This is a genomic window from Streptomyces sp. Ac-502 (assembly GCF_045222935.1).
Classification (GTDB): domain Bacteria; phylum Actinomycetota; class Actinomycetes; order Streptomycetales; family Streptomycetaceae; genus Streptomyces; species Streptomyces monomycini.
This window is the reverse complement of the sequence record NZ_JBHFFO010000001.1, coordinates 2,856,829-2,881,507: the sequence shown is the minus strand read 5'-3', so window position 1 is coordinate 2,881,507 and position 24,679 is coordinate 2,856,829. Positions and strand designations below refer to the sequence as shown.

At 72.5% G+C, this 24,679-nt stretch carries 17 protein-coding genes and 5 pseudogenes; 12 read left to right on the top strand and 10 right to left on the bottom strand.

The features are described from left to right. Positions 1–15: 15 nt before the first annotated feature. Positions 16–1,683: a TIGR03086 family metal-binding protein gene (locus ACEXOX_RS12995; RefSeq protein ID WP_406520661.1), complete on the top strand. Its 1,668-nt coding sequence runs from the start codon at positions 16–18 to the stop codon at positions 1,681–1,683. On the opposite strand, the gene ACEXOX_RS12990 is transcribed toward ACEXOX_RS12995, so the two are convergent. After that, positions 1,644–3,164 carry a S8 family peptidase gene (locus ACEXOX_RS12990; protein ID WP_406520659.1) on the bottom strand — a complete coding sequence of 507 codons (1,521 nt, stop codon included), beginning with the start codon at positions 3,162–3,164 and terminating at the stop codon, positions 1,644–1,646. The genes ACEXOX_RS12995 and ACEXOX_RS12990 overlap by 40 nt on opposite strands. A 192-nt stretch (positions 3,165–3,356) precedes the next feature. Next, on the bottom strand, positions 3,357–3,563 hold the full coding sequence (locus ACEXOX_RS12985; protein ID WP_406520657.1) for a hypothetical protein: 207 nt from the start codon (positions 3,561–3,563) through the stop codon (positions 3,357–3,359). A 181-nt stretch (positions 3,564–3,744) separates the two neighbouring features. Here ACEXOX_RS12985 and ACEXOX_RS12980 point away from each other — a divergent pair, with 181 nt between their 5' ends. From ACEXOX_RS12980 to moaA, 3 genes are all read left to right on the top strand, one after another. Further along, positions 3,745–4,092, top strand: a complete 348-nt coding sequence (locus tag ACEXOX_RS12980; protein WP_406520655.1) for a DUF485 domain-containing protein — start codon at positions 3,745–3,747, stop codon at positions 4,090–4,092. Next, on the top strand, positions 4,089–5,774 hold the full coding sequence (locus tag ACEXOX_RS12975) for a cation acetate symporter (RefSeq protein WP_406520653.1): 1,686 nt from the start codon (positions 4,089–4,091) through the stop codon (positions 5,772–5,774). The genes ACEXOX_RS12980 and ACEXOX_RS12975 overlap by 4 nt, the downstream gene beginning before the upstream one ends. Before the next feature lie 159 nt (positions 5,775–5,933). Next, positions 5,934–6,926, top strand: a complete 993-nt coding sequence (moaA, locus tag ACEXOX_RS12970) for a GTP 3',8-cyclase MoaA (RefSeq protein ID WP_406520651.1) — start codon at positions 5,934–5,936, stop codon at positions 6,924–6,926. A 116-nt stretch (positions 6,927–7,042) separates the two neighbouring features. Here the strand turns inward: moaA and ACEXOX_RS12965 are convergent, their stop codons facing one another. Together ACEXOX_RS12965 and ACEXOX_RS12960 are read right to left on the bottom strand one after the other, a co-directional pair. Then, positions 7,043–7,324: a hypothetical protein gene (locus ACEXOX_RS12965; RefSeq protein ID WP_406526326.1), complete on the bottom strand. Its 282-nt coding sequence runs from the start codon at positions 7,322–7,324 to the stop codon at positions 7,043–7,045. Positions 7,325–7,584: 260 nt separating this feature from the next. Next, on the bottom strand, positions 7,585–7,959 hold the full coding sequence (locus ACEXOX_RS12960; protein ID WP_406520649.1) for a DUF3099 domain-containing protein: 375 nt from the start codon (positions 7,957–7,959) through the stop codon (positions 7,585–7,587). A 218-nt stretch (positions 7,960–8,177) separates the two neighbouring features. On the opposite strand from ACEXOX_RS12960, the gene ACEXOX_RS12955 reads away from it, so the two are divergent. Further along, the gene (locus tag ACEXOX_RS12955; RefSeq protein WP_030021373.1) at positions 8,178–8,456 is read left to right on the top strand and encodes a GlsB/YeaQ/YmgE family stress response membrane protein; all 279 of its coding nucleotides are present in this window, start codon (positions 8,178–8,180) and stop codon (positions 8,454–8,456) included. A gap of 99 nt (positions 8,457–8,555) precedes the next feature. Here ACEXOX_RS12955 and tyrS read toward each other — a convergent pair whose 3' ends face one another. From tyrS to ACEXOX_RS12940, 3 genes and pseudogenes are all read right to left on the bottom strand, one after another. Then, complete coding sequence (gene tyrS / locus ACEXOX_RS12950) at positions 8,556–9,959, bottom strand: tyrosine--tRNA ligase (RefSeq protein WP_406520647.1); 1,404 nt, start codon at positions 9,957–9,959, stop codon at positions 8,556–8,558. Positions 9,960–10,089: 130 nt separating this feature from the next. Continuing rightward, positions 10,090–11,481, bottom strand: a complete 1,392-nt coding sequence (locus tag ACEXOX_RS12945; RefSeq protein WP_406520645.1) for a metallopeptidase TldD-related protein — start codon at positions 11,479–11,481, stop codon at positions 10,090–10,092. A gap of 8 nt (positions 11,482–11,489) precedes the next feature. Then, positions 11,490–13,020: pseudogene (locus ACEXOX_RS12940) on the bottom strand (TldD/PmbA family protein). Between the two features lie 207 nt (positions 13,021–13,227). On the opposite strand from ACEXOX_RS12940, the gene fabG reads away from it, so the two are divergent. Next, positions 13,228–13,932, top strand: a complete 705-nt coding sequence (gene fabG, locus ACEXOX_RS12935) for a 3-oxoacyl-[acyl-carrier-protein] reductase (RefSeq protein ID WP_030021377.1) — start codon at positions 13,228–13,230, stop codon at positions 13,930–13,932. Positions 13,933–13,937: 5 nt separating this feature from the next. Beyond that, positions 13,938–14,714 (top strand): enoyl-ACP reductase FabI, encoded by a 777-nt coding sequence (gene fabI / locus ACEXOX_RS12930; protein WP_406520643.1) that lies wholly within the window; start codon positions 13,938–13,940, stop codon positions 14,712–14,714. A 76-nt stretch (positions 14,715–14,790) separates the two neighbouring features. Here fabI and ACEXOX_RS12925 read toward each other — a convergent pair. Next, a pseudogene (locus ACEXOX_RS12925) lies at positions 14,791–15,461 on the bottom strand (FadR/GntR family transcriptional regulator). 201 nt (positions 15,462–15,662) lie between these two features. Between ACEXOX_RS12925 and ACEXOX_RS12920 the strand changes: the two are divergent. From ACEXOX_RS12920 to ACEXOX_RS12905, 4 genes and pseudogenes are all read left to right on the top strand, one after another. Further along, positions 15,663–16,999, top strand: a pseudogene (locus ACEXOX_RS12920) (CynX/NimT family MFS transporter). A gap of 4 nt (positions 17,000–17,003) precedes the next feature. Continuing rightward, entirely contained in the window at positions 17,004–17,120 is a 117-nt protein-coding gene (locus ACEXOX_RS12915) for an SGM_5486 family transporter-associated protein (protein ID WP_406520641.1), read from the top strand. 207 nt (positions 17,121–17,327) lie between these two features. Next, the gene (locus tag ACEXOX_RS12910; RefSeq protein WP_406520639.1) at positions 17,328–17,537 is read left to right on the top strand and encodes a hypothetical protein; all 210 of its coding nucleotides are present in this window, start codon (positions 17,328–17,330) and stop codon (positions 17,535–17,537) included. 97 nt (positions 17,538–17,634) lie between these two features. Then, positions 17,635–18,153: a SixA phosphatase family protein gene (locus ACEXOX_RS12905; RefSeq protein ID WP_406520637.1), complete on the top strand. Its 519-nt coding sequence runs from the start codon at positions 17,635–17,637 to the stop codon at positions 18,151–18,153. Between the two features lie 204 nt (positions 18,154–18,357). On the opposite strand, the pseudogene serB reads toward ACEXOX_RS12905, so the two are convergent. Both serB and ACEXOX_RS12895 read right to left on the bottom strand, forming a co-directional pair. After that, positions 18,358–19,604, bottom strand: a pseudogene (gene serB, locus ACEXOX_RS12900) (phosphoserine phosphatase SerB). A gap of 107 nt (positions 19,605–19,711) precedes the next feature. After that, complete coding sequence (locus ACEXOX_RS12895; RefSeq protein ID WP_406520636.1) at positions 19,712–21,715, bottom strand: streptophobe family protein; 2,004 nt, start codon at positions 21,713–21,715, stop codon at positions 19,712–19,714. Positions 21,716–21,955: 240 nt separating this feature from the next. Between ACEXOX_RS12895 and ACEXOX_RS12890 the strand changes: the two are divergent. Beyond that, positions 21,956–24,678, top strand: a pseudogene (locus ACEXOX_RS12890) (FHA domain-containing protein). Position 24,679: the final 1 nt, after the last annotated feature.

Genomic DNA, 24,679 nt, shown 5'->3' with positions numbered 1-24,679 from the left:
CGGACAGTGGACGGCATGAACGAGGACGACGGCGGCCTGCTGCCGATCGGCGCGCTGGCCCGGCTCACCGGAGTCACGGTGAAGACGGTCCGGCGCTGGTCCGACGAGGGCCTGCTGCCGCCCGCCGCCCGCACCCCCGCGGGCTACCGCCTGTACGGCCCGGACGCCCCCGCCCGCCTGGAGATCGTGCGCACCCTGCGTGAACTCGGCATCGGGACCGCGGAGATCCGCGCCGTCCTGCACAGCCGGCGCACCGTCGCCGACACCGCCCGGCACTGGGCGGACGCGCTGGACGCGCAGATCCGCACCCTGCGGCTGCGGCGCGCCGTACTGCTGGCGGTGGCCGCGCGGGGGACCGCCGCCGAGGAGTTGCCGGACGTGCACCGACTGGCCCGCCTGACCGCCGTCGAACGGCGCCGCATCATCGAGGAGTTCGTCACGGACGCCCTCGACGGCGTGGACGCCCCCGCCTACCGCGCCGGCCTGCTGGCCGCCGCCCCCGACCTGCCCGAGGACCCGGCGCCCGAGCAGCTCGGCGCCTGGGTCGACCTGGCCGGACACGTCCAGCGTCCCGAGGTGCGGGCCGCGCTGCGACGGCTGGCCGAGTACAGCGCCCGCACCACCCCCGCCGCACCGTCCGCGACGGCCGCCGAGGACGCGGCGCGCGTCGCCCACCTGATGCGCGAGCGCGGTGAGGCGGCCCTCGCCGCCGGTCTCGCCGCCGACTCACCGGCGGCAGAGCCCGTCGTGGCCGAGCTGATCGCCGCCTGGCTGCCGACTCAGGCCGACCGCGCCGGCACGGCAGGCCCACCCGAGCGGGACGATGCCCGCGCGCGCCGCGCATTGCTGGAGCAGTTGGAAGCCGCCGCCGAGCCGCATATCGAGCGGTACTGGCAGCTGATGTGCGCCGCCACCGGCCGCCCGCAGCCACCGCATTGGGGCGCGGCGGGCGCCTGGACGGCCGCCGCACTACGTGCCCACCCCGAGCCCGGCCCGGGCCTTGTCCTGCCGCCCGCACCGGACGTGCAGCGCGCGCTGTACGTGTACGAGCGGGTGGCCGCGCACGTCGCCGCGCTGGTCGACGCCGTACCGAGGGAAGCGCTGGAGCGGCCCACACCGTGCGCCGACTGGACCGTACGGCAGCTGATCGACCACATGACGTGGGAAAACCTCATGATCACCTCGATCGCCCGGGACGCGCCGCGCACCGACCCGGACGCCGGCCACCTGGGCGACGACCACGCCGCCGCCTTCCGGGAATCGGTGGCCGGGCTGCTCGCCGCCTTCACCGGCAGCGGGATGCTGGAGCGCACCTACGGCCCGTACGGGGCGCCCGGCGCGCTGTTCGCGCAGCAGGCCGCGGTCGAACTCCTCGCGCACGGCTGGGACCTGGCCCGCGCCCTCGGCGCGCCGAGGCGACCTGGCGCCCGAGGTCGCCGACGAGGTGCTGGCAGCGGCCCGCGGCATCTACGGGGCGGCGCTGCGGACGGAGGGCGGGTCGTTCGCCCCGGAACGGCCCGCGCCGGAAGGGGCGGGCGGCGCGGACCGGCTCGCCGCCTACCTGGGCCGCTGAAACAGCACGGGGGCCGGGCGGTCACCCCGCCCGGCCCCTGCCGCGGACCGTCACCGGTCCGTCGGCCGCGTCAGTCCTGGACCGCGTCCAGCGCGTCCACGATGCCGTAGCCGTAGTGGCCGTTGACGTGCTGCGTACCGGTGCACGTCTTGTCGGCGGTCGGGCAGCCCGGGTTGTCAGCCTGCATCTTCAGGAGCCACTGGATCTCCTGCGGGCTGGACTTGGGGTGGGTGCTCTTCAGCAGCGCCACGACGCCGGCCACGTGCGGGCTGGCCATCGAGGTGCCCTGGAGGTAGCCGTAGTCACCGCCGGGCATGGTCGACAGGATGCCGCCGTGCTTGGCGGGCAGCTCCGGAACCTGGCGGGAGTCGCCGCCCGGCGCCGCCACGTCGATCACGCCGTTGCCGTAGTTCGAGAAGTACGACTTCAGGCCCTTCACGCCCGTCGAGGCCACCGAGATGGTGCCCGGCAGCTGGCTCGGGACGTCCCAGCACTTCTTCGGGTCGATCGTCCGCGAGGCCGGCGTGGAGTCGTTCGGGCTGGAGGTGTCGGTCAGCTTCGCCGCCGCCAGGTCCAGGTTGGAGTTGCCGGCCGCGGCGACGTTCACCACGCCCTTGCCCTCGGCGTACTTGGCGGCCCGGCCGACGGCGTCCACGATGGCGCCCTGGTCCAGGTCGTCCTTGCAGTTGAACATCCACGGGTCGACGTAGTAGCTGTTGTTCGTCACCTTGGCGCCGTGGTCGGCCGCGAAGACGAAGGCGCACACCACGCTCTCGGCGTAGAACAGGCTGGTCTGCGGCTCGCTGACCTTGATGGCGGAGAGCTTCACGCCCGGCGCCACACCGGCCACGCCCACGCCGTTACGGGCGGCGGCGATGGTGCCCGCGACGTGCGTGCCGTGGTAGTCCTCGGCCGGGTCGTACGGACGCCAGGCGCCGGGGGAGGTGTCCGGCACGCCGCCCACGCAGTTCGCGGACTGCTTGGGGGCGAAGTTGGCCTTCAGGTCCGGGTGGGTGTCGTCCACACCGGTGTCGATGACCGCGACGGTGACCTTCTTGCTGCCCTCGTCGATCTTCGCGGCCTGGTCGGCCTTGATCGCGGGGAGGTCCCACTGGAGCGGCTCCAGCGGCTCCTTGTCGTCGCCCGCGGCGTTGGCCACGCGGGCCGCCTTGGCCGCCTTGTCGGCGGTCAGGCGCTCGACCTTCTGGGGCTTGCCGACGTCCGTGGTGGCGGACGCCTTCAGCGGGGACGTACGGGTGGCGCCGGCGGACTGTACGCCCGGCGCCTTGCGTATGGTGGCCGCGAAGAGCGGGTTCGCCGAGTGGACGACGATCACGCCTATCTTCTCGTGGGCGACGACCACCTTGCCGCCGGCCGCCTTGATCGCCTTCGTGACCTTGCCGACCGAGGCGTGGCCCGGCGTGGCGTTCACGACGTACGAGAGCTGCGGTCCGGCAGCGGTGGCGGCGGCCGGGGCCGCGTCCTGGGACGCGGCGGTGGCCGCGGCCGGCAGGAAGCCGAGGGATGCCGTCAGAGCCAGACCGAGCGGCACGGCAAGCGCCCGCACCCGTCTGGATCGGGGATGCGCCATGGGTACTCCACATCATCCGTAAGACCGCCCGAACGCCGATTGCGTACGGGCAGGTGCATACCGCCGTCCGGGGGAATGGCCCCTGCGTGCGGCAAGTCCCCGTGAAGTTATCCGTGTCGACCACGGAACATCAATGGATCAGGGAGAAAAGCTGCCACAAGCCGCGGATTGATGCCCCGTCAGGCACGGGTGTCACGGACGGGTCACAGGGCCCCGGGAAGCGCGCCGCAGCGCCGCCAGGCTCAGCGGCGGCAGCACCGGCCGGCGGCCGTACCAGCGGCCCGGTGCCGTCCGTACGGGCCGCCGCGGGACCGCGGCCGCGGCGACGGGAGCGGGCAGCCGCACGGTTCCGTACGGGCGGCGGCCCGGCCCCGGGGGCTCGGTGTGCGGTGTGGACATCACACTCCGCCCAACGAACGGGCCCGGCCGCGGTGGCGGCCGGCACCCGTGCTTCCTGCGGAATTCAACCAACCAACCACTGTCACTTCGGATGCCGCCCCTCTACGATGCGTGATCCGGATCACTTACGCACCCTTTACCGCCGGGCTCCGCCGTCCGCCCTACGCCACCAGGAGATTCCGTGAGCACCGCACCGCCGCCCACCGGCCCGGGGCCGCACCGGCCGCCGGACTTCATCGAGGTCCAGGCGAGCCAGGAGTTCGGCGAACTGCGCCGTTCGTACCGTTCGTTCGCCTTTCCGCTCACCGTCGCCTTCATCCTCTGGTACCTGCTGTACGTGCTGCTCTCCAGCTACGCGGGCGGCTTCATGGGCACCAAGCTCTTCGGCAACGTCAACGTCGCCTTCGTCCTCGGCATCGCGCAGTTCGTGACCACCTTCCTCATCGCCTGGTGGTACGCCCGGCACGCCGCCGCGAAGCTGGACCCCAAGGCCGCGGCGATCAAGTCCCGTGTGGAGGGTGACGCATGAGCGCGGCCGAACTGATCACCACCGGTACGGGGCGGATCACCACCGGTACGGGACGGCTCGCCGACGGCGCCGCCCAGCTCGCCGCGGGGGGCGCGGGCGAGCACCGGACGCTGATCATCACGCTGTTCGCGGTCTTCGTCGCCGCGACGCTGGGCATCACCGTCTGGGCCGGGCGGCAGACCAAGGGCACCGAGGACTTCTACGCGGGCGGCCGCCAGTTCAGCGGCTTCCAGAACGGCCTGGCGATCTCCGGCGACTACATGTCCGCCGCGTCCTTCCTCGGCATCGCCGGGGCCATCGCGCTCTTCGGTTACGACGGCTTCCTGTACTCCATCGGCTTCCTCGTGGCCTGGCTCGTGGCGCTGCTGCTGGTGGCCGAACCGCTGCGCAACTCGGGCCGGTTCACCATGGGGGACGTGCTCGCCTACCGGATGCGCCAGCGGCCGGTGCGCACCGCGGCGGGCGTCTCCACCATCATCGTCTCGATCTTCTACCTGCTCGCCCAGATGGCGGGCGCGGGCGCCCTGGTGACGCTGCTGCTCGGCATCACCAGTGAGGCCGGCAAGATCCTGGTCGTCGTCCTGGTCGGCATCGTGATGATCCTCTACGTGTCCATCGGCGGCATGAAGGGGACCACCTGGGTCCAGATGGTCAAGGCCGTCCTGCTGATCGCGGGCACCCTGCTCATCACGTTCCTGGTGATGCTCAAGTTCGACTTCAACATCTCCACGCTGCTGGGCAAGGCCGCCGAGGAGAGCGGCAAGGGCGCCGCCTTCCTGGAGCCCGGCCTGAAGTACGGCGTGACCGCCACCTCGAAGATCGACTTCATCTCGCTGGGCATCGCGCTGGTCCTGGGCACGGCCGGCCTGCCGCACATCCTCATCCGCTTCTACACCGTGCCCACCGCCAAGGCCGCCCGGAAGTCCGTGAACTGGGCGATCGGCATCATCGGCGTCTTCTACCTGATGACCATCGCCCTGGGCTTCGGCGCCGCCGCCCTGATCAAGCCCGAGACGATCATGGCGTCCAACAAGGCGGGCAACACGGCCGCCCCGCTGCTCGCCCAGGAGATCGGCGGCGGCGCCGACTCCACCGGGGGCGCGATCCTGCTCGCGGTGATCTCCGCGGTGGCCTTCGCGACCATCCTCGCCGTCGTCGCCGGACTCACCCTGGCCTCGTCCTCGTCCTTCGCGCACGACCTCTACGTCAACGTCATCCGCAAGGGACAGGCCACCGAGAAGGAGGAGGTGCGGGCGGCCCGCTGGGCGACCGTCGGCATCGGTGCCGTCGCCATCGTCCTCGGCGTCTTCGCCCGCGGCCTGAACGTCGCCGGCCTGGTGGCCCTCGCCTTCGCCGTCGCGGCCTCCGCCAACCTGCCGACGATCCTCTACAGCCTGTTCTGGAAACGGTTCACCACCCAGGGCGCGCTGTGGTCCATCTACGGCGGACTGGCCTCCTCCGTGCTGCTGGTGCTCTTCTCGCCGGTCGTCTCCGGCAAGCCGACCTCGATGTTCCCCGGCGCGGACTTCCACTTCTTCCCCCTGGAGAACCCGGGCCTGATCTCCATCCCGCTGGGCTTCCTGCTGGGCTGGCTGGGCTCGCTGCTGTCCAAGGAGGAGCCGGACGTGAAGAAGTACGCCGAGCTGGAGGTCCGCTCCCTGACCGGCACCGGGGCGCACTGACCGCGGCGCTCCGTACGTCCGTACCGACGGCGGGCGGGGCGGCGTCGTAGATCCCTACGACGCCGCCCCGCCCGCCTCGTGACATCTCACCCGTGCTCGCTGTCGGACCCATCGCGTAGGCTCGACAGCGAACTGACCGGACTCGGGCTGGGGGCCTCAGTGCTCATCGACACATTCGGGCGCGTGGCCACCGACCTGCGCGTCTCGCTGACCGACCGGTGCAATCTGCGCTGCACGTACTGCATGCCGGAAGAGGGCCTGCAGTGGCTCGCCAAGCCCGACCTGCTCACCGACGACGAGATCGTCCGCCTGATCCGTATAGCCGTCACCGACCTGGGCGTCGAAGAGGTCCGCTTCACCGGCGGCGAGCCGCTGCTGCGCCCCGGGCTCGTCGGCATCGTGGAGCGCGTCGCCGCCCTGGACAACCGCCCCCGGATGTCGCTGACCACCAACGGCATCGGCCTGGAGCGCACGGCCACCGCCCTGCGCGCCGCCGGACTGGACCGCGTCAACGTCTCCCTCGACACGCTGCGCCCGGACGTCTTCCGCGCCCTGACCCGCCGCAAGCGCCACGAGGACGTGCTGCGCGGCCTGGAGGCGGCCCGCGCCGCCGGCCTCACCCCGGTCAAGGTCAACAGCGTCCTGATGCCCGGCTTCAACGACGACGAGGCACCCGACCTGCTGGCCTGGGCGATCGCCCACGACTACGAGCTGCGCTTCATCGAGCAGATGCCGCTCGACGCCCAGCACGGCTGGAAGCGCGAGGGCATGATCACCGCCGGTGACATCCTCGCCTCGCTGCGCACCCGCTTCACGCTGACCCCCGAGGGCCAGGAGGAGCGCGGCTCGGCGCCCGCAGAGCGCTGGACCGTGGACGGCGGCCCGCACCGCGTCGGCGTCATCGCCTCCGTCACCCGCCCGTTCTGCCGCGCCTGCGACCGTACGCGGCTGACCGCCGACGGCCAGGTCCGTACGTGCCTGTTCGCCACCGAGGAGACGGACCTGCGCGCCGCGCTGCGCTCGGAGGACGTCCCGGACGCGGAGATCGCCCGCATATGGAAGCAGGCGATGTGGGGCAAGAAGGCCGGGTCGGGCCTGGACGACCCGTCGTTCCTCCAGCCCGCGCGCCCGATGTCGGCGATCGGGGGCTGACCGCGGCCGCACCTGGGTGGCCCGGGGCGCCGGCTGCCAGAGGCCGGGCCAACTGCCAGAGGCCGGACCAATGACGGCGGCCGGCCGCAGGCCAGGGGCAGCCCTCAGCGGGTTCCTCAGCCGTCGGCCGGGCGCCCGGCGGCGCCCTTCTCCCACTCCTCCAGCGTCACGACGTCCTTCAGGAAACCGCGCAGACCGAGGAAGTGGGACAGATGCTCGCGGTGCTCCTCGCAGGCGAGCCAGGTCTTGCGGCGCTCCGGCGTGTGCAGCTTCGGGTTGTTCCAGGCCAACACCCACACCGCGTCGGCGCGGCAGCCCTTGGCCGAGCAGACCGGGGTGTCCGCCGCGGCTTCCGGCGCCCCGCCGGCCGTACCGGGGAGACCGGGAAAGCCCGGCAGACCCGGGAAGTGCGGTGGTGCGGCATCGCCGGAGGGGCCGGAATTCGGGGCGTCAGGGGAGTTCACGGCCTCAACCCTACGTCGCCGCCGGAGCGGACATGGCGACGCCGGGCAGCCACGGGGGAGCCGCCCGGCGTCGGTCCGTCGCTCCGACGGGGGATGCGGAGCGCGTACGCAGTATGTCACGCGGGAGTGGGCCCGGTGCACCGGAACCGCATGATTGATCTGAGCTTTTCTTGAGCTTTGAGATCAGGCCCGGCTCAACTCGGTTCCCGCCGCGGCCCGTCCGCTTCCGGCCCGGCCGCTTCCGGGGCCGGTTCCGCCGGGCCGGCGGTGCCCCCGGGGCCCAGCATCGGCCGGGTGGGAGCCGGTATGAAGGTGGACGGCAGTGAACGTACGTTCTCCCGCCCCGCGTTGGCGATGACGACCGCGACGTACGGCAGCAGGATGCCCAGTGCCAGTGTGGCGATGGCCACGTGACGCTCGATGTTCCAGAGTACGGCGGTGAGTACGACGGCCACCGTCCGCAGCGACATCGAGATCACATAGCGCCGCTGCCGGCCCCGCACATCCTCGGTCAGCCCCTGCCGTGCTCCCGTGATCCGGAAGGGCTGGGCGCCGGTCTGCTTCCGCATCACGTTCCACCGCCTGCTTGTCGTGCCGGATTCTCCCCGGTTCCGCACCGCTCCCACGTTACGCCGCGTCTGCGCCGCCTTCGAGACCGGGGCGCGATACGCCGGGGCCGGGTCCGCACCGCCGAGCCGCGTACGGTCCGCTCCGGCGTGCGGCGTAGCCGGTCCGGGGCGAAACTGGCTGGGCACGCTCACGTGCGCGCGCCGCATTAGGAGGCGACATGACCTGGTTGTGGGCAATCATCGTCGGCCTGGTCCTGGGCCTGATCGCCAAGGCGATCCTCCCGGGCAAACAGCAGATCCCGCTGTGGCTGACCGTGGTCTTCGGCATGCTCGGCAGCGTCCTGGGCAACTGGCTGGCCACCGGTATCGGGGTGAACGACACCAAGGGCGTCGACTGGACGCGGCACCTGCTGCAACTGGTCGGAGCGGTGGTGATCGTCGCCATCGGCGACCGGCTCTGGACGGCCATCCGCGGTCACGGGAGAGAAACGACCTGACCGGCCCCGAACGCGGAACGGCCGGTGCGCACCGCGTGCGCACCGGCCGTCGCCGTACCCGGGGGCGGAACGTTCGTCCGCGCGCCCCGGTCCGTACGACTACCGCCCTTCGAGCTGTGCCAGCTTGCGGCCGGCCTTCAGGTAGGCCGCGCCGGAGAGACCGGCGAGCCGCTCGGCCAGTACCTCGCCCAGCGGCCGGATCACCTCGGACTCGGCGAGCGTCAGCGTCTGCTGGCCCTCCGGGGTCTCCACCACCAGGCGCAGCGCGTTCTGCTTGGCCAGCCGACGGGCCGCCGAGGCGCTCGGCGTGAACTCCAGGACCTTGGTCAGGACCGCGGCCACCGTCTCCGCGCCGTGCTCGGCGACGTCCACCGCCGGCAGGGTGCCGACGTCGGCGAAGGACTTCTTGGAGAACTGCGCCACGAACCCGGCGCGCGCGGCCATCGCCGCCTCCAGGCCGTACAGCGCCGCCACGACCTCGCCCGCCAGGACCTTCTTCAGGTCCATCGGGTGCAGGCTCTTGTCCGCGACCCGGGCCAGGACGACCGCGATCTCCTCGTCGGTCCACTCCGTCCACGCCTTCAGGTACGGCTCCATCAGCCGGTCCGGCACCGACATGATCTTGCCGAAGACGTCGTCGGCGGGGGCGCTCAGCCCGACGTAGTTGCCCTTGGACTTGGACATCTTGGCGCCGGTGCCGTCGGTGCCCTCGATCAGCGGCATCGTGACGACCAGCTGCGGCCGCTGCCCGCGCAGCTCCATGAGCTTGCGGCCCATCTGGAGGTTGAGCAGCTGGTCGGCGCCGCCCAGCTCCACGTCGCACTCCAGTGCCACCGAGTCCAGGCCCTGCGCGACCGGGTAGAGCAGCTCCGTCATCGTCAGCCCGGACCCGGCCGCGAGGCGGTTGCGGAAGTCCTCACGCTGGAGCAGCTGCGAGACCGGCACCTGGGCGAGCAGACCGAGCAGCTCGGGGAAGGTGTACGGCGCCAGCCACTCGCTGTTCTGCCGGAAGCTGACCTTCTCGAAGTCGAAGAACGGCCGGACCTGGTCGCGGTAGCTGGCCAGGTTGGCGGCGATGTCCTCGTCGGTCAGCGGCGGGCGCTCGGCGGTACGGCCCGACGGGTCGCCGATCTTGGCGGTGAAGTCACCGATGATCAGCGTCACGTCGTGCCCGAGCCGCTGGAACCGGCTCAGGATGATCAGCGGCACCGCGTGCCCGAGGTGCACGTCGGTGGCGGTCGGGTCGATGCCCAGCTTGATGTGCAGACCCTTGCCCGCGGCGCGGCGCTCCTCGATCCGCTCGGCGAGCCGGTCCACGCCCGGCAACACCTCGACGGTACGGGAGGCGATCAGCTCGGCCTGCTCCTTGGCGGGCAGGTCCGTCAGGTCGAGATAGCGCCGCTCGCCCGTCTCCTTGAGCAGCTCCGCGACGGTGGCGTCGGCGGAGAGGTCTGCGGAGAGCAGCGAGCTGGCGCGGGCGACGGATTCGCCGAGGCGTGTCATGGCGTTCCTGATCGGTCGGTGTTCCCGTACGGGAGGACAGAGGGAGAGTCTATTAGAGCCGCAGGCCGGCCCCGGTGGAGCCGGTGGCCGGGCCCGTCGGGCGCCCGCCCGGCCACCGGCCCCACCGGCCTCACACCCCCGGACTGACCGAACTCATGTTGAAGTCCGGGACGCGCAGGGCCGGCATCGCCGCGCGGGTGAAGTAGTCGCTCCACTCCCGGGGCAGCGTGCGCTCCGTACGGCCCACCTCCACCGCCCGTCCCAGCAGGTCCACCGGCGACTCGTTGAAGCGGAAGTTGTTCACCTCGCCGGTCACCTCGCCGTTCTCGACCAGGTAGACACCGTCCCGGGTCAGGCCGGTGAGCAGCAGCGTCGCCGGATCCACCTCGCGGATGTACCAGAGGCAGGTCAGCAGCAGCCCTCGTTCGGTGCCCGCCACCATCTCCGCCAGCGACCGGCTGCCGCCGCCCTCCAGGATCAGGTTGTCGATGCCGGGTGCCACCGGCAGTCCGGTCAGTCCGGCGCTGTGCCGGGTGGTCACCAGCCGCCGCAGCTCGCCGTCGCGTACCCAGTCGGTCGGCTCCAGGGGCAGCCCGTTGTCGAAGACGGAGGCGTCGTCGCCGGAGGAGTGGGCCAGGACGAAGGGGGCGCACTCCAGGCCAGGGGCGCCCGGATCGCTGCGCAGTGTCAGCGGCAGCTCCGCGAGCTTCGACCCGACGAGGGTGCTGCCCCCGGGCCGTGAGAAGACCGAACGGCCCTCCGCCGCGTCCCGGCCGGTCGCCGACCACTGCTGGTAGACGAGCAGGTCGGCGACGGCGGACGGCGGCAGCAGGGTCTCGTACCGCCCGGCCGGCAGTTCGACGCGCCGCGCCGCCCAGCCGAGCCGGGTGGCCAGCTCCGCGTCCATGGCCAGCGGGTCCGCGTCACGGAAGTCACGCGTCGACCGGCCCGCCCAGGCGGACCGGGTGCGGTCCGGGGACTTGGCGTTCAGCTCCAGCGTCCCGGTGGGCTGGTCGTGCCGCAGCCGCAGCCCCGTGGACGAGCCGAGGTAGGACGACACGACCTCGTGGAACGCGAATCCGTACAGCTCACGCCCACCGTCCCCGGCCCGCTTGAACGCCTCGCCCAGCGCCGGCGCGAAGGCGTCGAAGACCGCGGAGGACGTCTCGGCGGGGGCCTCGGTGAAGTCCGGCGCCGGCGCCGCACCGGAAACCGGCGGCGCGGCATCCTCGGCCGGCCCGGCCGCCCGGGCGGCCGCCTCCGCCTCCCGCACCAGCGGCTCCAGGTCGGCGGAGGTCACCGCTGCCCGCGACACCACGCCGGACGCGGTGCCCTGCCCGCCGTCGACGGTGGCGACGACGGTCAGCGACCGCCCGCGGGTGACCCCGTTGGTGGTCAGCGCGTTGCCCGCCCAGCGCAGGTGGGCGCTGGACCGCTCCTCGGCGATGACCACACAGCCGTCGGCCCGGGACAGCTCCAGGGCCCGCTCGACGATCTCGTGGGGCGCGTTCGCCCGCGGCATACGACTCCTCATCGGCCCGCCTCCCGCGCCGTGTTCAGAATACTGACCCCGGTGAACAGCGCCGACGGACACCCGTGCGACACCGCGGCAATCTGCCCCGGCTGCGCCTTCCCGCAGTTGAAAGCCCCTCCGAGGACGTACGTCTGCGGGCCTCCGATGGCTGCCATCGACCCCCAGAACTCCGTAGTACTTCCCTGATAGGCAACATCCCGGAGCTGTCCGCAAAGCTGCCCGTTCCGGATGAGATAGGCCCTCTGCTGGGTGAACTGGAAGTTGTACCGCTGCATGTCGATCGACCAGGACCGGTCCCCGACGACGTAAATACCGTGTTCCACCCCGGAGATCAGGTCTCGCGTGGACGGTCCCTTCGGGGCGGGTTGCAGGGAGACGTTCGCCATGCGCTGGACGGGGACGTGTGCGGGGAGTCCGCGAACGCGCAGCCGTTGGAGCGGGGGAGCCGGTGAGTTTCGCGATGCGGCGGTCGAGTTGGTAGCCGACCAGGGTGCCGTTTCTGATCAGGTCCCAGGACTGGGCCGCGACGCCCTCGTCGTCGTAGCCGATGGTGGCCAGGCCGTGTTCGGCGGTGCGGTCGCCGGTCACGTTCATCACCTCGGAGCCGTACGCCAGTGTGCCGAGCTGGTCGAAGGTGGCGAAGGAGGTGCCCGCGTACGCCGCTTCGTAGCCCAGCGCGCGGTCCAGCTCGGTGGCGTGGCCGATCGACTCGTGGATGGTCAGCCACAGGTTGGACGGGTCGACGACCAGGTCGTAGCGGCCGGGTTCGACGCCGGGGGCGTGCAGTTTCTCGGTCAGGTGGGACGGCATACGGTCCAGTTCGGCGTGCCAGTCGTAGTGGCCGCCCGTCAGGTACTCCCAGCCGCGGCCCACCGGCGGGGCGAGGGTGCGCATCGAGTCGAACTCGCCGGTCGCCGGGTCCACCGCGACCGCCGTCAGCTGAGGGTGCAGCCGGATGCGCTGCTGGGTGGTGCCGGTGCCGGCGGTGTCCGCGTAGAACTTGTTCTCCTGGACGGTCATCAGCGAGGCGTCGGCGTGCGCCACGCCCGGCGCGGCCAGCAGCCGGGCGCTCCACTCGGCCAGCAGCCCGGTCTTGTCCGCGTCCGGTACGTCGAACGGGTTGATCTCGTAGGAGGAGATCCAGGTGCGGTCCGGGTAGGCGGGTTCGTCCGCCAGCTCGACCCGTTCCGTGGAGCCTGCCGCTTCGGTCACCTTGGCGGAGAGTTTCGCCATCGCCACGGCCTGCCCGGCCACCCGGGCGGCGGCATCCATCGTCAGGTCCACGCCGGACGCGAACCCCCAGGCCCCGTTGTGCACCACGCGCACCGCGTAGCCCAGGTCCGTGGTGTCGGAGGCCTCCGAGGGCCGCGCGTCCCGCAGCCGCCAGGACGCGCTGCGCACCCGCTCCAGGCGGAAGTCCGCATGGGCGGCGCCCAGCGCGCGGGCCCGCGCCAGCGCGGCGTCGGCCAGCGCGTGCAGCGGCAGCGCGAGGAAGGTCTCGTCGATCGAACGAGGTGTGACAGGCAAGGCGTCCTCCCGTGGTCGGCGCCATGAATCATGCCCTGCGCGGAGCCCCCGGCCCACCCCGCAGGGCAACCCCGCCGCGGCGCCTTCTGTAGGGACCCGACAGTGACCGGCGTGCGCGCCTGTCCGGGCTCGATTCTCCGTACGAGGCCGGTGACCGATAGTTTCGTAGCGAACGCAGGTCGGACAGGACACGGAAAGGGTGATCTCTTGAGCCGCTCGGTTCTGGTCACCGGAGGCAACCGCGGCATTGGCCTCGCCATCGCCCGGGCCTTCGCCGAGGCAGGCGACAAGGTCGCCATCACCTACCGCTCGGGAGAGCCGCCCGAGGGATTTTTGGCCGTGAAGTGCGACATCACGGACGCCGAGCAGGTCGAGCAGGCCTACAAGGAGATCGAGGAGAAGCACGGCGCGGTCGAGGTGCTGGTGGCCAACGCCGGCGTCACCCGCGACCAGCTGCTCATGCGGATGTCCGAGGAGGACTTCACCTCGGTCCTGGACACCAACCTCACCGGCACCTTCCGGGTGGTCAAGCGCGCCAACCGCGGGATGCTGCGGGCACGCAAGGGCCGGGTCGTACTGATCTCGTCCGTCGTGGGCCTGCTGGGCTCCGCGGGCCAGGCGAACTACGCCGCCTCCAAGGCCGGGCTGGTGGGCTTCGCCCGCTCGCTCGCCCGTGAGCTGGGCAGCCGTAACATCACCGTCAACGTGGTCGCGCCCGGTTTCGTCGACACCGACATGACCCGCGCGCTCAGCGACGAGCAGCGGGAGGGCATCGTGAAGCAGGTGCCGCTGGCGCGCTACGCGCAGCCCGAGGAGATCGCCGCCTCGGTCCGCTTCCTGGCCTCCGACGAGGCCGCGTACATCACCGGAGCCGTCATTCCCGTCGACGGCGGATTGGGCATGGGTCACTGATCAGCATGAGTGGAATCCTCGCAGGCAAGCGCATTCTGGTCACGGGGGTCCTCACGGACGCCTCGATCGCCTTCCACGTCGCCAGGCTGGCGCAGGAGGAGGGTGCCGAGGTCGTGCTGACCGGGTTCGGCCGGCTCTCCCTCGTCGAGCGCATCGCCAAGCGGCTGCCGAAGCCCGCCCCGGTCATCGAGCTGGACGTGCAGAACAAGGAGCACCTGGACGGCTTGGCCGCCAAGGTCACCGAGCACTTCGGCGACGACCAGCTCGACGGTGTCGTGCACTCCATCGGGTTCGCCCCGCAGGACGCGCTGGGCGGCAACTTCCTGAACACCGAGTGGGAGTCGGTCGCCACGGCCGTCGAGGTCTCGGCGTACTCCCTCAAGGCCCTGACCATGGCCCTGCTCCCGCTGCTGGAGAAGCGCGGCGGCTCGGTCGTCGGCATGGACTTCGACGCGCAGATGGCCTGGCCGAAGTACGACTGGATGGGCGTCTCCAAGGCGGCGCTGGAGGCCACCTCCCGCTATCTGGCCCGTGACCTGGGCCCGAAGAACATCCGCTGCAACCTGGTCTCGGCGGGTCCGATCAAGTCGATGGCCGCCCGCTCGATCCCCGGCTTCGAGGAGCTGACGGACGTGTGGTCCACCCGCGCCCCGATCGGCTGGGACCTCACCGACCCGGAGCCGGCCGGCCGCGGCGTCGTCGCGCTGCTCTCGGACTGGTTCCCGAAGACCACCGGCGAGATCGTCCACGTCGACGGTGGCGTGCACATGATGGGTGCCTGACGCCCGTCAGCGCCTGAAACGCCGTAACGCTGCCCGTCCCGGTCCGCCGGGGCGGGCAGCGTGCGTGGTACGGGGCTCAGCCACCCGCCCGGCAGCCGAAGGGGTGCGCGCTCGCCTCGGTCGCGGCGCGCTCGTCGTCGCCCGCGCGGATCGCCGCGACCAGCCGCGCGTGGTCCACATGCGCCTCGGGCCGCAGCACGTCGCCCACGTCGGCGCGCAGAAACTCCCGCAGTACGCCCCCGAGGTCGGCGTACAGCTCGGCCAGGACCTCGTTGTGCGAGGCCGCGACGACCGCCATGTGCAGCGTCGCGTCGGCCTCCACGAACGCCGTCGCCGCGCCGGACTCCCACGCCCGCTCGCGCCGCTCCAGCGCGGCGTCGAGCTGCCGCAGGTCCTGGTCGGTGCGGCGCCGGGCGGCCAGCCGGGCCGCCGTCGCCTCCAGCGCGCTCCGCAGCTCCGCCACGTGCCCGGGGTCGGCGTCCGCGAAGCGGCGGTTCATCACCCCGGCCAGTTCGCTGGTCGCGGCCACGTACGTGCCCGACCCCTGCCGGATGTCCAGCAGACCGTTGTGCGCCAGGGCCCGTACGGCCTCGCGGACGGTGTTGCGGGCCACCCCGAGCTGTTCGACCAGTTCGGGCTCGGTCGGGATACGGGAGCCCACCGGCCATTCACCGGACGTGATCTGCGCCCGCAGCTGGGTGATCACCTGGTCCGCCAGCGCGGAGCGCCGGGGGAGGTCAGTGGCATGTCAGCGCTCCAGGAAGACGGGAGACGGAAGCCCGGCAGGGGGCACCGTGAGGAGCCCGGCAGGAGGCATCGCGAAAGGCCCGGCAAGGGGTACCACGAGAGGCCCGGCAGGGGGCACCGCGAGAGGATACCGAGCGCCGGAGCCGGGGGACCGGGAGCCTGGATGCGAATTCGTTGGACAGGCATTCATCCCATGATTCTATGATGCTGTCCATGACAGACGACTCCCTCGCGACCCTCGGCCCCGGTGCCGGAGCCCCGGACACCCCGCCGGAGCGGCACCCGGCCGGACGGCCCGGGCCCGCCGCGACGCCGGAGCCGGTCCGCGCCCCGGCCGCCCGGCGGGGGCTGCCGTTCCTCATGGTCGCCGGCCTGGTCCTGGCCGCCCTCAACCTCCGCCCCGCCATCACCAGCCTCGGCCCGCTCATGGAAGAGGTCCGGTCCGGCCTGGGCATGAGCGCCACCGTGGCCGGGCTGCTCACCTCCGTACCGGCCCTGTGCTTCGCGGTCTTCGGCACCGCCGCCCCGCGGCTGGCCCGGCGCTGGGGCCCCGGCGCGGTCGTCTGCGCCGGAATGGCCGCCATCGCCGCGGGCGTCGTCGTACGGCCCTACACCGGCAGCACCGCCGGCTTCCTCGCCGCCACCGCGCTGGCCCTCGCGGGCATCGCGGTCAGCAACGTCCTGCTGCCGGTGGTCATCAAGACCTGGTTCCCGGACCGCGTCGGCCCGCTCACCGGCCTGTACTCGATGGCCCTCGCCCTGGGCACCTCGCTGGCCGCCGCGCTGACCGTTCCCATCACGTCCGCGCTCGGCGGCAGCTGGCAGTCCGGCCTCGTGGTGTGGGCGCTGCTCGCCGTACTCGCCGTCCTGCCCTGGCTGACGGTCGTCCGCGGCCGCGGGGAGAGAGCGGGCCCGCCGTCCGGCAGCCCGCCGCACCGGCCGCGGCGCTGCGGGTCAGCACGTCGCCGACCGCCTGGGCGCTGGCCGTCTTCTTCGGCCTCCAGGCCACCGCCGCGTACATCACCATGGGCTGGATGCCGCAGATCTTCCGCGACGCCGGAGTCCCGGCGGGCACCGCGGGCGTCCTGCTCGCCGTCACGATGGCGATGGGCGTACCGCTCTCCTTCGTGCTGCCCCGGGTGGCCGCCCGGATGCGCAACCAGGGGCCGCTGGCCGTCGGGCTCGGCATCTGCGGACTGGCCGGCTACGCCGGCCTGTGGCTGGCCCCGGCCTCCGGAGCCTGGGCCTGGGCGCTGCTCCTGGGCATCTCCAACTGCTCCTTCCCGCTGGCCCTGACGATGATCGGGATGCGCTCGCGCAGCGCCGAGGGCGTCGTACGGCTGTCCGCCTTCGCCCAGAGCGTCGGCTACCTGATCTCCATCCCCGGACCGCTCCTGGTGGCCACGCTCTACCAGCACAGCGGCGGCTGGGGACTGCCCATCGCGCTGATGGCCGGGCTGATGGTGCCCCAGATGGCGGTCGGGATGCTGGCGGGCCGGGACCGCCGGATGGAGGACGAGGCCGAGGTGCGACACTGAAGCCATGCCAGTGCTCGAACCGAATCCGCCGGGCGGACAGAAGAAGCTGCTCATCGTCCTGGGCGCGATGCTCGCCGTGACCGTCGTCATCGCCGTCATCGCGAGCCTCGCCTCACCCTGACGTGCCTCGGACGCGCCTGACGCGCCGTGCGGAGGTGGGGACAGCCCCACCGTCCCCTAGGGGGCCAGGGTCAGGGGCAAGTGGGTGGCGTACCGGATGGGAACGGCCCCCGCGGCACCCTAGGTTCGAAGCACACCGTGCCGCTGCGGTGGACGCGGCCGCACCACGCGGCCGCGTCGTCCCCGCCGATGCCCCCGGAGGCCACCGATGTCCGCCGTCTCCAGCAGGCCGTCCGTCCCCCGCAGCCCGGGCACGCGCACGGGCCTGCCGTGGTGGGCCGTGGCTCTGGCCGTCGTCTCCTTCGTCGCGCTGCTCGTCGTCATGACGGCGCCGTCCACGGCGCACGCGGTGAGCGCTTCCCAGGGCCTGGCGCCGGTACTCGAATTCCTCGCCCGCCTCGTCGGCATCGGGGTCTGAGCCCGGTGACGGCGGCGCGCCGGAGGAGCGTTCACCCTGCGGAGGGAGCGCCTCAACACCTCGCGCCCCGCGCTGCGTTTCGTGCGAAGCTGGACACATGAGCGCCGAAACACCTCGCCGGATTGTCCTTCTTCGCCATGCCAAGGCCGACTGGTCGCAGGAGAGCGACCACGAGCGCCCCCTCGCGGAGCGAGGCCGTAAGGACGCCCCGGTCGCCGGTCACTGGCTGGCCGGAGCCGGGATCACTCCCGACCTGACCCTGTGCTCGACCGCCGCGCGGACGCGCGAGACCTGGAAGCTCGCCGTGAGCGAGCTGCCGCAGCGCCCGAAGACCGTCTACGAGGAGCGGCTGTACGAAGCCTCCCTCGGCGAACTGATCGCGCTGCTGAACGAGACCTCCGACGAGGTGACCGACCTGATGCTGGTCGGCCACAACCCCGGGATGCACGCCCTCGCCGACGCGCTGGCGGGCGAGGCCGAGGGCGACCTGCTGGCGCGGATGAACCGCAGCGGCTTCCCGACCTCCTCGATCGCCGTACTGACCTTCACCGGCTCCTGGAAGACGGTCGAGCACGGCGTCGGCCGCCTGGCGGCATTCTGGGCGCCGCACGCCTGACCCGGTGACCCGGCCGCACCGAACGGACGAGGGCTCCGACGCCGTGTGCGCCGGAGCCCTCGTCCGTGTCCGGGGGAGGGGGCGGGAGGCAGGCTCTCAGCCGTCGTGCGGCCCCGGAGGGTGAGCCGGCCCTCGGTCGTCGTGCGGGCCCGGAGGCAGCGACGGCTCTTGGCCGTCGTGCGGGTCCGGAGGGAGAGACGGTCCTCAGTCGTCGTGCGTGTCCGCGGCCTCGACCTCTTCGCGGGTGATGCCCAGCAGGTACAGCACGGTGTCCAGGAACGGCACGTTCACCGCCGTGTGCGCGGCCTGGCGCACCAGCGGCTTGGCGTTGAAGGCGACCCCCAGGCCCGCCGCGTTCAGCATGTCCAGGTCGTTGGCGCCGTCGCCGATCGCGACGGTCTGCGCGAGCGGCACACCGGCCTCGTGCGCGAAGCGGCGCAGCAGCCGCGCCTTGCCCGCCCGGTCCACGATCTCGCCCGTCACCTTGCCGGTGAGCCTGCCGTCCACTATCTCCAGTGTGTTGGCGGACGCGAAGTCCAGCCCCAGCTCCTCCTGGAGCGCGTCGGTGACCTGGGTGAACCCCCGGACACGACGCCCACTTGGTAACCCAGGTGCTTCAGGGTGCGCACCAGCGTCCGCGCGCCAGGAGTCAGCCGTACCTCCTTGCGCACCAGTTCCACCACCCCCGCGTCCAGCCCCTCCAGGAGCGCGACACGGGCGTGCAGCGACTCCTCGAAGTCCAGCTCGCCGCGCATCGCCGCCGCGGTCACCTCGGCGACTTCCCGCTCGCAGCCCGCGTGCGCCGCGAACAGTTCGATGACCTCGTCCTGGATGAGGGTGGAGTCGACGTCCATGACGACCAGCCGCTGCGCCCGGCGCTGCAGCCCGGAGGCGACCACCGCGACGTCCACGCCGAGCGCGGCCGCCTCGGTGGCCAGCGCGGTGCGCAGCGGCTCGGTCGGGGTGCCGGAGACGGCGAACTCCACGGCGGTGACGGGGTACTTGGCGAGCCGGAAGATACGGTCGATGTTGCCGCCGGTGCCGGTGATCGCGGCGGCGATGGCGGCGGTGGACTCCGCGGTGAGCGGGTGGCCGAGGACGGTGACGTGCGAGCGGCCGGTGCCGCGCGGCCGGTTGTCGCCGATGCCGGAGATGATCTCGGCCTGGAGGTTCAGCGACTCGGCCCAGCTGTGAACGGTGGCGCGCAGGTCGCCCTCGGTGACGCCGGACGAGCCGTCGGCCGGGACGGGGGTGGTGACCAGGACGCACAGCACGATGCGGCCCCGGGTGACCACCTGCTCGATGTCGACGACGTCGACGGAGTAGGCGGCGAGAGTGTCGAAGAGCCCGGCGGTGATGCCGGGCCGGTCCTTGCCGAAGATCTTGACGAGAAGGGTCGGTACGTCATCGCCCGGTACGGCGGTGGCAGGCGGGATCTGCGATGCGCTCATGGTGCTCTTACGGTAACCGGCCCGCGCCGGCTGCCGTACAGGTGTCCGTGGTACGGACGGCGCCTCGCCCCCGACACCCGCCCCGGCACCTTGCCCCGACGCCCCGCTCAGCGCCCTTCTCCCGGCCGCCCGGGCGGTGGCGGCCCTTCGGGCGGCTCCTCCGCCGGGTCCTCGCGCCGCTGCCGCGGCCTGCCGTGCGGCTTCGGCGGCACCAGGGGACGTGGGGGAGGCGGCGGCCGGTGCCCGCCGTCCAGCGTGGGGTGGGACTCGGGCGGCGCAGGGGTCTCCGGCGGCCTGCTCCCGGGGCGCCGGGCCGTCGGTGCCGCGTGCCCGGCGGGCGGCGGGCCCCAGTTTTGGGTGTGCGGGGGCTGCTCCGGAGGTGGCGGCCAGGTCTGGGTCTCCGGCAGGGGCCCCGGCGGTGGCGTCGGCCAGCTCTGCCTGCGCGGCGGCCCGCCGGAGGACGGCTCGGGGGAGGCCCCGGGCGGCTCCGCACCCTGAGGCGGGCGCATGTAGGGGTTGGTGTCGGCGTGCGGCGGCCGGTGGGCGGGGGAGGGGGTGTACGGGCCGGGCCGGTAGGCGGCATCGGGGTAGTCCTGGGCGCCGGGACGCCCGTACCCCTGGGTACGGGACTCCTGCGTACGGGCCCCATGCCCTCCGCCGTCCTGCCGCCCACCCTCCGCCAACCGCTCCGCGCCACCGGGCAGCCGTACCGCCCGCCGCCCGGCAGCCCCGGTGGCGCACGCCAGGAGCCCGCCCAGCAGGCCCGCCGCCGCTCCCCACACCGCCCCCAGCGCGAACGCCGCCGGCACGCTCCCGCGCAGCTCCAGACCCGCGCCGAAGGCGTCGAACCCGAAGACGGACAGGCTCGCGTTGGCCGAGACCCCGGTCAGGTGGACCCACAGCGGCAGTGTCAGCGCCGTCAGCCCGCCCAGGCCGGCCGCGCACCGCAGGGCGAACGGCAGCGTCCGGATGCCCTCCCGTGGCGAACGGATCGCCGTGAGCACGCCCGCGAGCAGCATCAACAGCGCGGCGGCCACCGGCAGCAGCCACACCCGGCCGTCCAGCTCGGCCAGCCGTCCGACGGTCAGCTGGATGTCGTTCCGCCCGTCGAGCAGCCGGTCCACGGGGTCGGGCAGGAACCGGGTGAGCACGCCGGACGCGCTGCCGTGCCAGGGGACGAACAGACCGAGCGGGATGCCCAGCCAGACGCCGTTCGGGGCGGCGAGCAGCGCCGCGCCCAGTACCCGCCGGGGATGGTCGTCGCCGACGGCCGCGTACCCGGCTGCCGCCAGACCCGCGGCCACCGCGACCAGGGCCACGGTGACCAGCGCCGACGCCGCGGGCCGCACGTATCGGTGGGCCGCCTCCAGCGCACGGGGCAGCGGCGCCCGCCGGGCCGCCAGCACCGCGATGAGCAGGACCCCCAGGACCCACACCGCGCCACCGGCGAGCGAGGCACCGGTGTCCACCGCGAACCCGACGGACGCCTCGGCGCCGATGAGGTCGGCGATCTGTCCGGACAACCCGCCGCCGTCGCCTCCGTCGCCGATGCCGAGGTCGCCCAGGCCGTCGCGCAGCCGGTCCAGCAGTCCGCCGTCGCCGCTGCCGCCTCCCGAGCCGCCGCCTCCGCCGCCGATCAGCCCGCCCAGCCCGGCCAGCGTCTTGCCGTCGATCGTCACGGTGTCGTGTCCGGCCCAGGCCAGGAAGGCCAGCAGCGCGACGAACAGTCCCGCCGACGCCCCGATCCTGGCGACCAGTTCACCCCACCCGAGCGTCGCGCCGGCCTGGCGCAGCGAGCGGGCGAACACCCACCCCAGTACCAGGGCACCCACCAGCCCCACGCCCAACGGGGCGAGGTCGACGGCGGACCGGGCGGCCTGTCCCTCCAGCCCGAAGGCGCTCACATCGCCCGACGGCGTCACCGAGCCGCCCACGGCCAGCACCACCGCCGCGGCCGTCAGCGGTCCGAGCGACGCCGCCGAGTCGGCGCCCAGCAGATGCAGCCCCAGCGCGGCCACCCCGGCCATCGCCAGGAACGCCCAGCTGACCGCGGCGACGGCGGACAGCACCACGTCGCCCCAGCGGATTCCCGCGGTCCTCGCGGCGGTCATCGGCAGCCCCCGATCCCAGACGGCACGCCCCGAACGCGCGCGATGCCATGATCCGTACGCATCCATGGGCATCCGTGGGCGCTTACCACTCTCCGTGGGCCTTTCGCCGCCGTCAACGCGGGCGGCTCATGACCTTGCGCGACCGGTTTTTTGGCTCCGGGCACCGCGCCTGAAATAGTTCCTCACGATGTTCGCCATCCCTAGACTTCCCATACAGGGCGTCACTCGGGGGACTATGTAATGGGGCATGGAGTGCCTGAACTCGTACTCGAATTGAACGGACGGACCTGGACGCTCGACCCGTCCCGGTCCTACAGCCTGGGCAGAGATCCACAGGGCGACATGGTGCTGGACGACGCCAGGGTCTCCTGGCGGCACGCCACCGTCCGCTGGGGCGGGCGCGGTTGGGTCATCGAAGACCAGGGCAGCACCAACGGCACGTACGTCCAGGGGCAGCGGATCCACCAGATGGAGATCGGCCCCGGCTCCGCGGTGCATCTCGGCAACGCCACGGACGGCCCGCGGCTGACCCTGTCCGGCAGTGCCGCGCCGGCCGGTGCGCACGGCGCGCCGAGTGCGATGGCTCCGCCGCAGGCCGCCAGGCCCGTGCCGCAGCAGCAGGGCGCGCCGGGCTGGGCCGCGCCGCCGCAGGCCCATCAGCCACCGGTCCATCAGGCACCCGCCCATCAGCCACCGGTCCATCAGGCACCCGCCCATCAGCCACCGGTCCATCAGGCACCCGCCCATCAGGCTCCCGCCCACCAGGCACCGGCTCATCAGGCCCCGCCCCGTCAGGCGCCCCACCAGCCCCCGGCCCACCAGGTGCCGCAGCAGGGCTGGAACCAGCCGCCGCAGGCCTCGTACGCCCAGCAGCCCCCGCACGGCGGACCCGCCGTGGCCCAGCAGCCCCCGCGTCCCAGCAGCCTCCCGGGGACCGGTCCCGCGGCGCCGCCCCGCCGGTCTACGGCGACCGCAGCCCGACCACGTTCCACCGCCTCGACCTCGGCCGCGTCATGCGCATCGGCCGCGCACTGGAGAACGAGCTGGTCGTCTCCGACCTCCAGGTCTCCCGGCACCACGCCGAGTTCCGGGCCACGCCCGACGGCCGCTTCGAGATCCACGACCTCGGCAGCCACAACGGTACGTACATCAACGGCCAGCCGGTCCCCAAGTCCGGCAAGGCGCCGGTCGGCCCGAACGACATCATCGGCGTCGGCCACTCCACGTTCCGGCTGGTCGGCGACCGGCTGGAGGAGTTCGTCGACACCGGCGAGGTGTCCTTCTCCGCCCGCCACCTGACCGTCACCGTCGACGGCGGCAAGCAGATCCTCAAGGACGTCTCCTTCGGCGTCCCGGAGAAGTCGCTGGTCGCGGTGATCGGCCCGTCCGGGTCCGGCAAGTCCACCCTGCTCAAGGCGCTGACCGGCTACCGGCCCGCCGACCAGGGCGACGTCCTGTACGACAACCGCAACCTCTACAAGCAGTTCGCCGAGCTGCGCCAGCGCATCGGCCTGGTCCCGCAGGACGACATCCTCCACAAGGAACTGACCGTCCAGAAGGCCCTGAAGTACGCGGCCAAGCTGCGCTTCCCGGGCGACACGGCGGAGGCCGAGCGCAAGGCCCGTATCGACGAGGTGCTGCGCGAGCTCAAGCTCGACATCCACAAGGACAAGAAGGTCACCTCCCTCTCCGGCGGCCAGCGCAAGCGCGTCTCGGTCGCCCTGGAGCTGCTGACCAAGCCGTCCCTGATATTCCTGGACGAGCCGACCTCCGGCCTCGACCCGGGCATGGACCGCGACGTCATGCAGCTGCTGCGCGGCCTGGCCGACGACGGCCGTACGGTCCTGGTGGTCACCCACTCCGTCGCCGAGCTGGCCCTGTGCGACAAGCTGCTGGTGATGGCGCCGGGCGGCGGCGTGGCCTACTTCGGTCCGCCCGAGGAGGCGCTGAACTTCTTCCAGTACGACTCCTGGGCGGACGTCTTCTCCGCCTTCGAGAACTACCGCGACTACGACTGGATGGGCCGCTGGCGCGGCTCCCCGCACTACCAGATGTACGCCGCGGACATCGACGCCGTGGCCCCGCAGTCGGTCCCGGTCCAGGCACCCCCGGCCCGGACGCAGAAGTCGCAGAGCTGGGGCTCGCAGCTGTGGACCCTGATGCGGCGCTACGTCTCCGTGCTCGCCTCCGACCGTGGCTTCCTCGGCCTGATGCTGATCCTGCCGGCGGTGCTCGGCGTGGTCTCCATCCTCATCCCCAGCCAGCACGGCCTCGGCTACGGGCCCAAGGGCCCCAACCGCGACGCCAGCACGATCATGCTGATCCTGGCGGTCGGCATGTGCTTCTCGGGCGCCGCCAACTCGGTCCGTGAGCTGATCAAGGAGCGGGTCATCTACGAGCGCGAACGGGCCACCGGCCTGTCGCGTTCCGCGTACCTGATGTCCAAGGTGATCGTGCTCGGCGTGGTCACCGCCTTCCAGGGCGTGATCATCGCGGCGATCGGCTTCACCCCGCGCAAGATGCCCACCGAGGGCGTCCTGTTCAAGAGCCTGCCGGCCGTCGAGATGGCGCTCGCCGTCATCGCGCTCGGCTTCACCTCGATGATGTTCGGCCTGATCATCTCGGCGCTGGTCAGGACCGCCGAGAAGACCATGCCGCTGCTGGTCATGTTCGCCATCGTGCAGGTGGTCTTCACCGGTGTGCTCTTCCAGCTCTTCGACACGGTCGGCGTCGCCCAGGTGGCGTGGCTGATGCCGTCGCGCTGGGCGGTGGCCGCGATGGGCGCGACCGCCGACATGAACACGCTGCTGCCGTGGGAGGCGGGCAACCCCGACCCGCTGTGGAAGCACGAGGCGAGCGTCTACGCGATGGACCTGGTCATCCTGCTCGCGCTCGGCGTGGCCCTCGCCTTCGTGGTGGCCCGGCTGCTGCGCCGCCACGAGCCGGAGGTCATGCGCAAGTAGG

Excerpts from the sequence above, each read along its gene's own strand:
- ACEXOX_RS12945 (WP_406520645.1), bottom strand. The coding sequence starts at position 11,481 with ATGCCGCGGGCGAACGCGCCCCACGAGATCGTCGAGCGGGCCCTGGAG.
- ACEXOX_RS12995 (WP_406520661.1), top strand. The coding sequence starts at position 16 with ATGAACGAGGACGACGGCGGCCTGCTGCCGATCGGCGCGCTGGCCCGG.
- ACEXOX_RS12895 (WP_406520636.1), bottom strand. The coding sequence starts at position 21,715 with ATGACCGCCGCGAGGACCGCGGGAATCCGCTGGGGCGACGTGGTGCTG.
- fabI (WP_406520643.1), top strand. The coding sequence starts at position 13,938 with ATGAGTGGAATCCTCGCAGGCAAGCGCATTCTGGTCACGGGGGTCCTC.
- ACEXOX_RS12990 (WP_406520659.1), bottom strand. The coding sequence starts at position 3,164 with ATGGCGCATCCCCGATCCAGACGGGTGCGGGCGCTTGCCGTGCCGCTC.
- ACEXOX_RS12915 (WP_406520641.1), top strand. The coding sequence starts at position 17,004 with ATGCCAGTGCTCGAACCGAATCCGCCGGGCGGACAGAAGAAGCTGCTC.
- ACEXOX_RS12910 (WP_406520639.1), top strand. The coding sequence starts at position 17,328 with ATGTCCGCCGTCTCCAGCAGGCCGTCCGTCCCCCGCAGCCCGGGCACG.
- ACEXOX_RS12960 (WP_406520649.1), bottom strand. The coding sequence starts at position 7,959 with ATGCGGAAGCAGACCGGCGCCCAGCCCTTCCGGATCACGGGAGCACGG.
- tyrS (WP_406520647.1), bottom strand. The coding sequence starts at position 9,959 with ATGACACGCCTCGGCGAATCCGTCGCCCGCGCCAGCTCGCTGCTCTCC.
- ACEXOX_RS12905 (WP_406520637.1), top strand. The coding sequence starts at position 17,635 with ATGAGCGCCGAAACACCTCGCCGGATTGTCCTTCTTCGCCATGCCAAG.
- ACEXOX_RS12985 (WP_406520657.1), bottom strand. The coding sequence starts at position 3,563 with ATGTCCACACCGCACACCGAGCCCCCGGGGCCGGGCCGCCGCCCGTAC.
- ACEXOX_RS12955 (WP_030021373.1), top strand. The coding sequence starts at position 8,178 with ATGACCTGGTTGTGGGCAATCATCGTCGGCCTGGTCCTGGGCCTGATC.
- ACEXOX_RS12975 (WP_406520653.1), top strand. The coding sequence starts at position 4,089 with ATGAGCGCGGCCGAACTGATCACCACCGGTACGGGGCGGATCACCACC.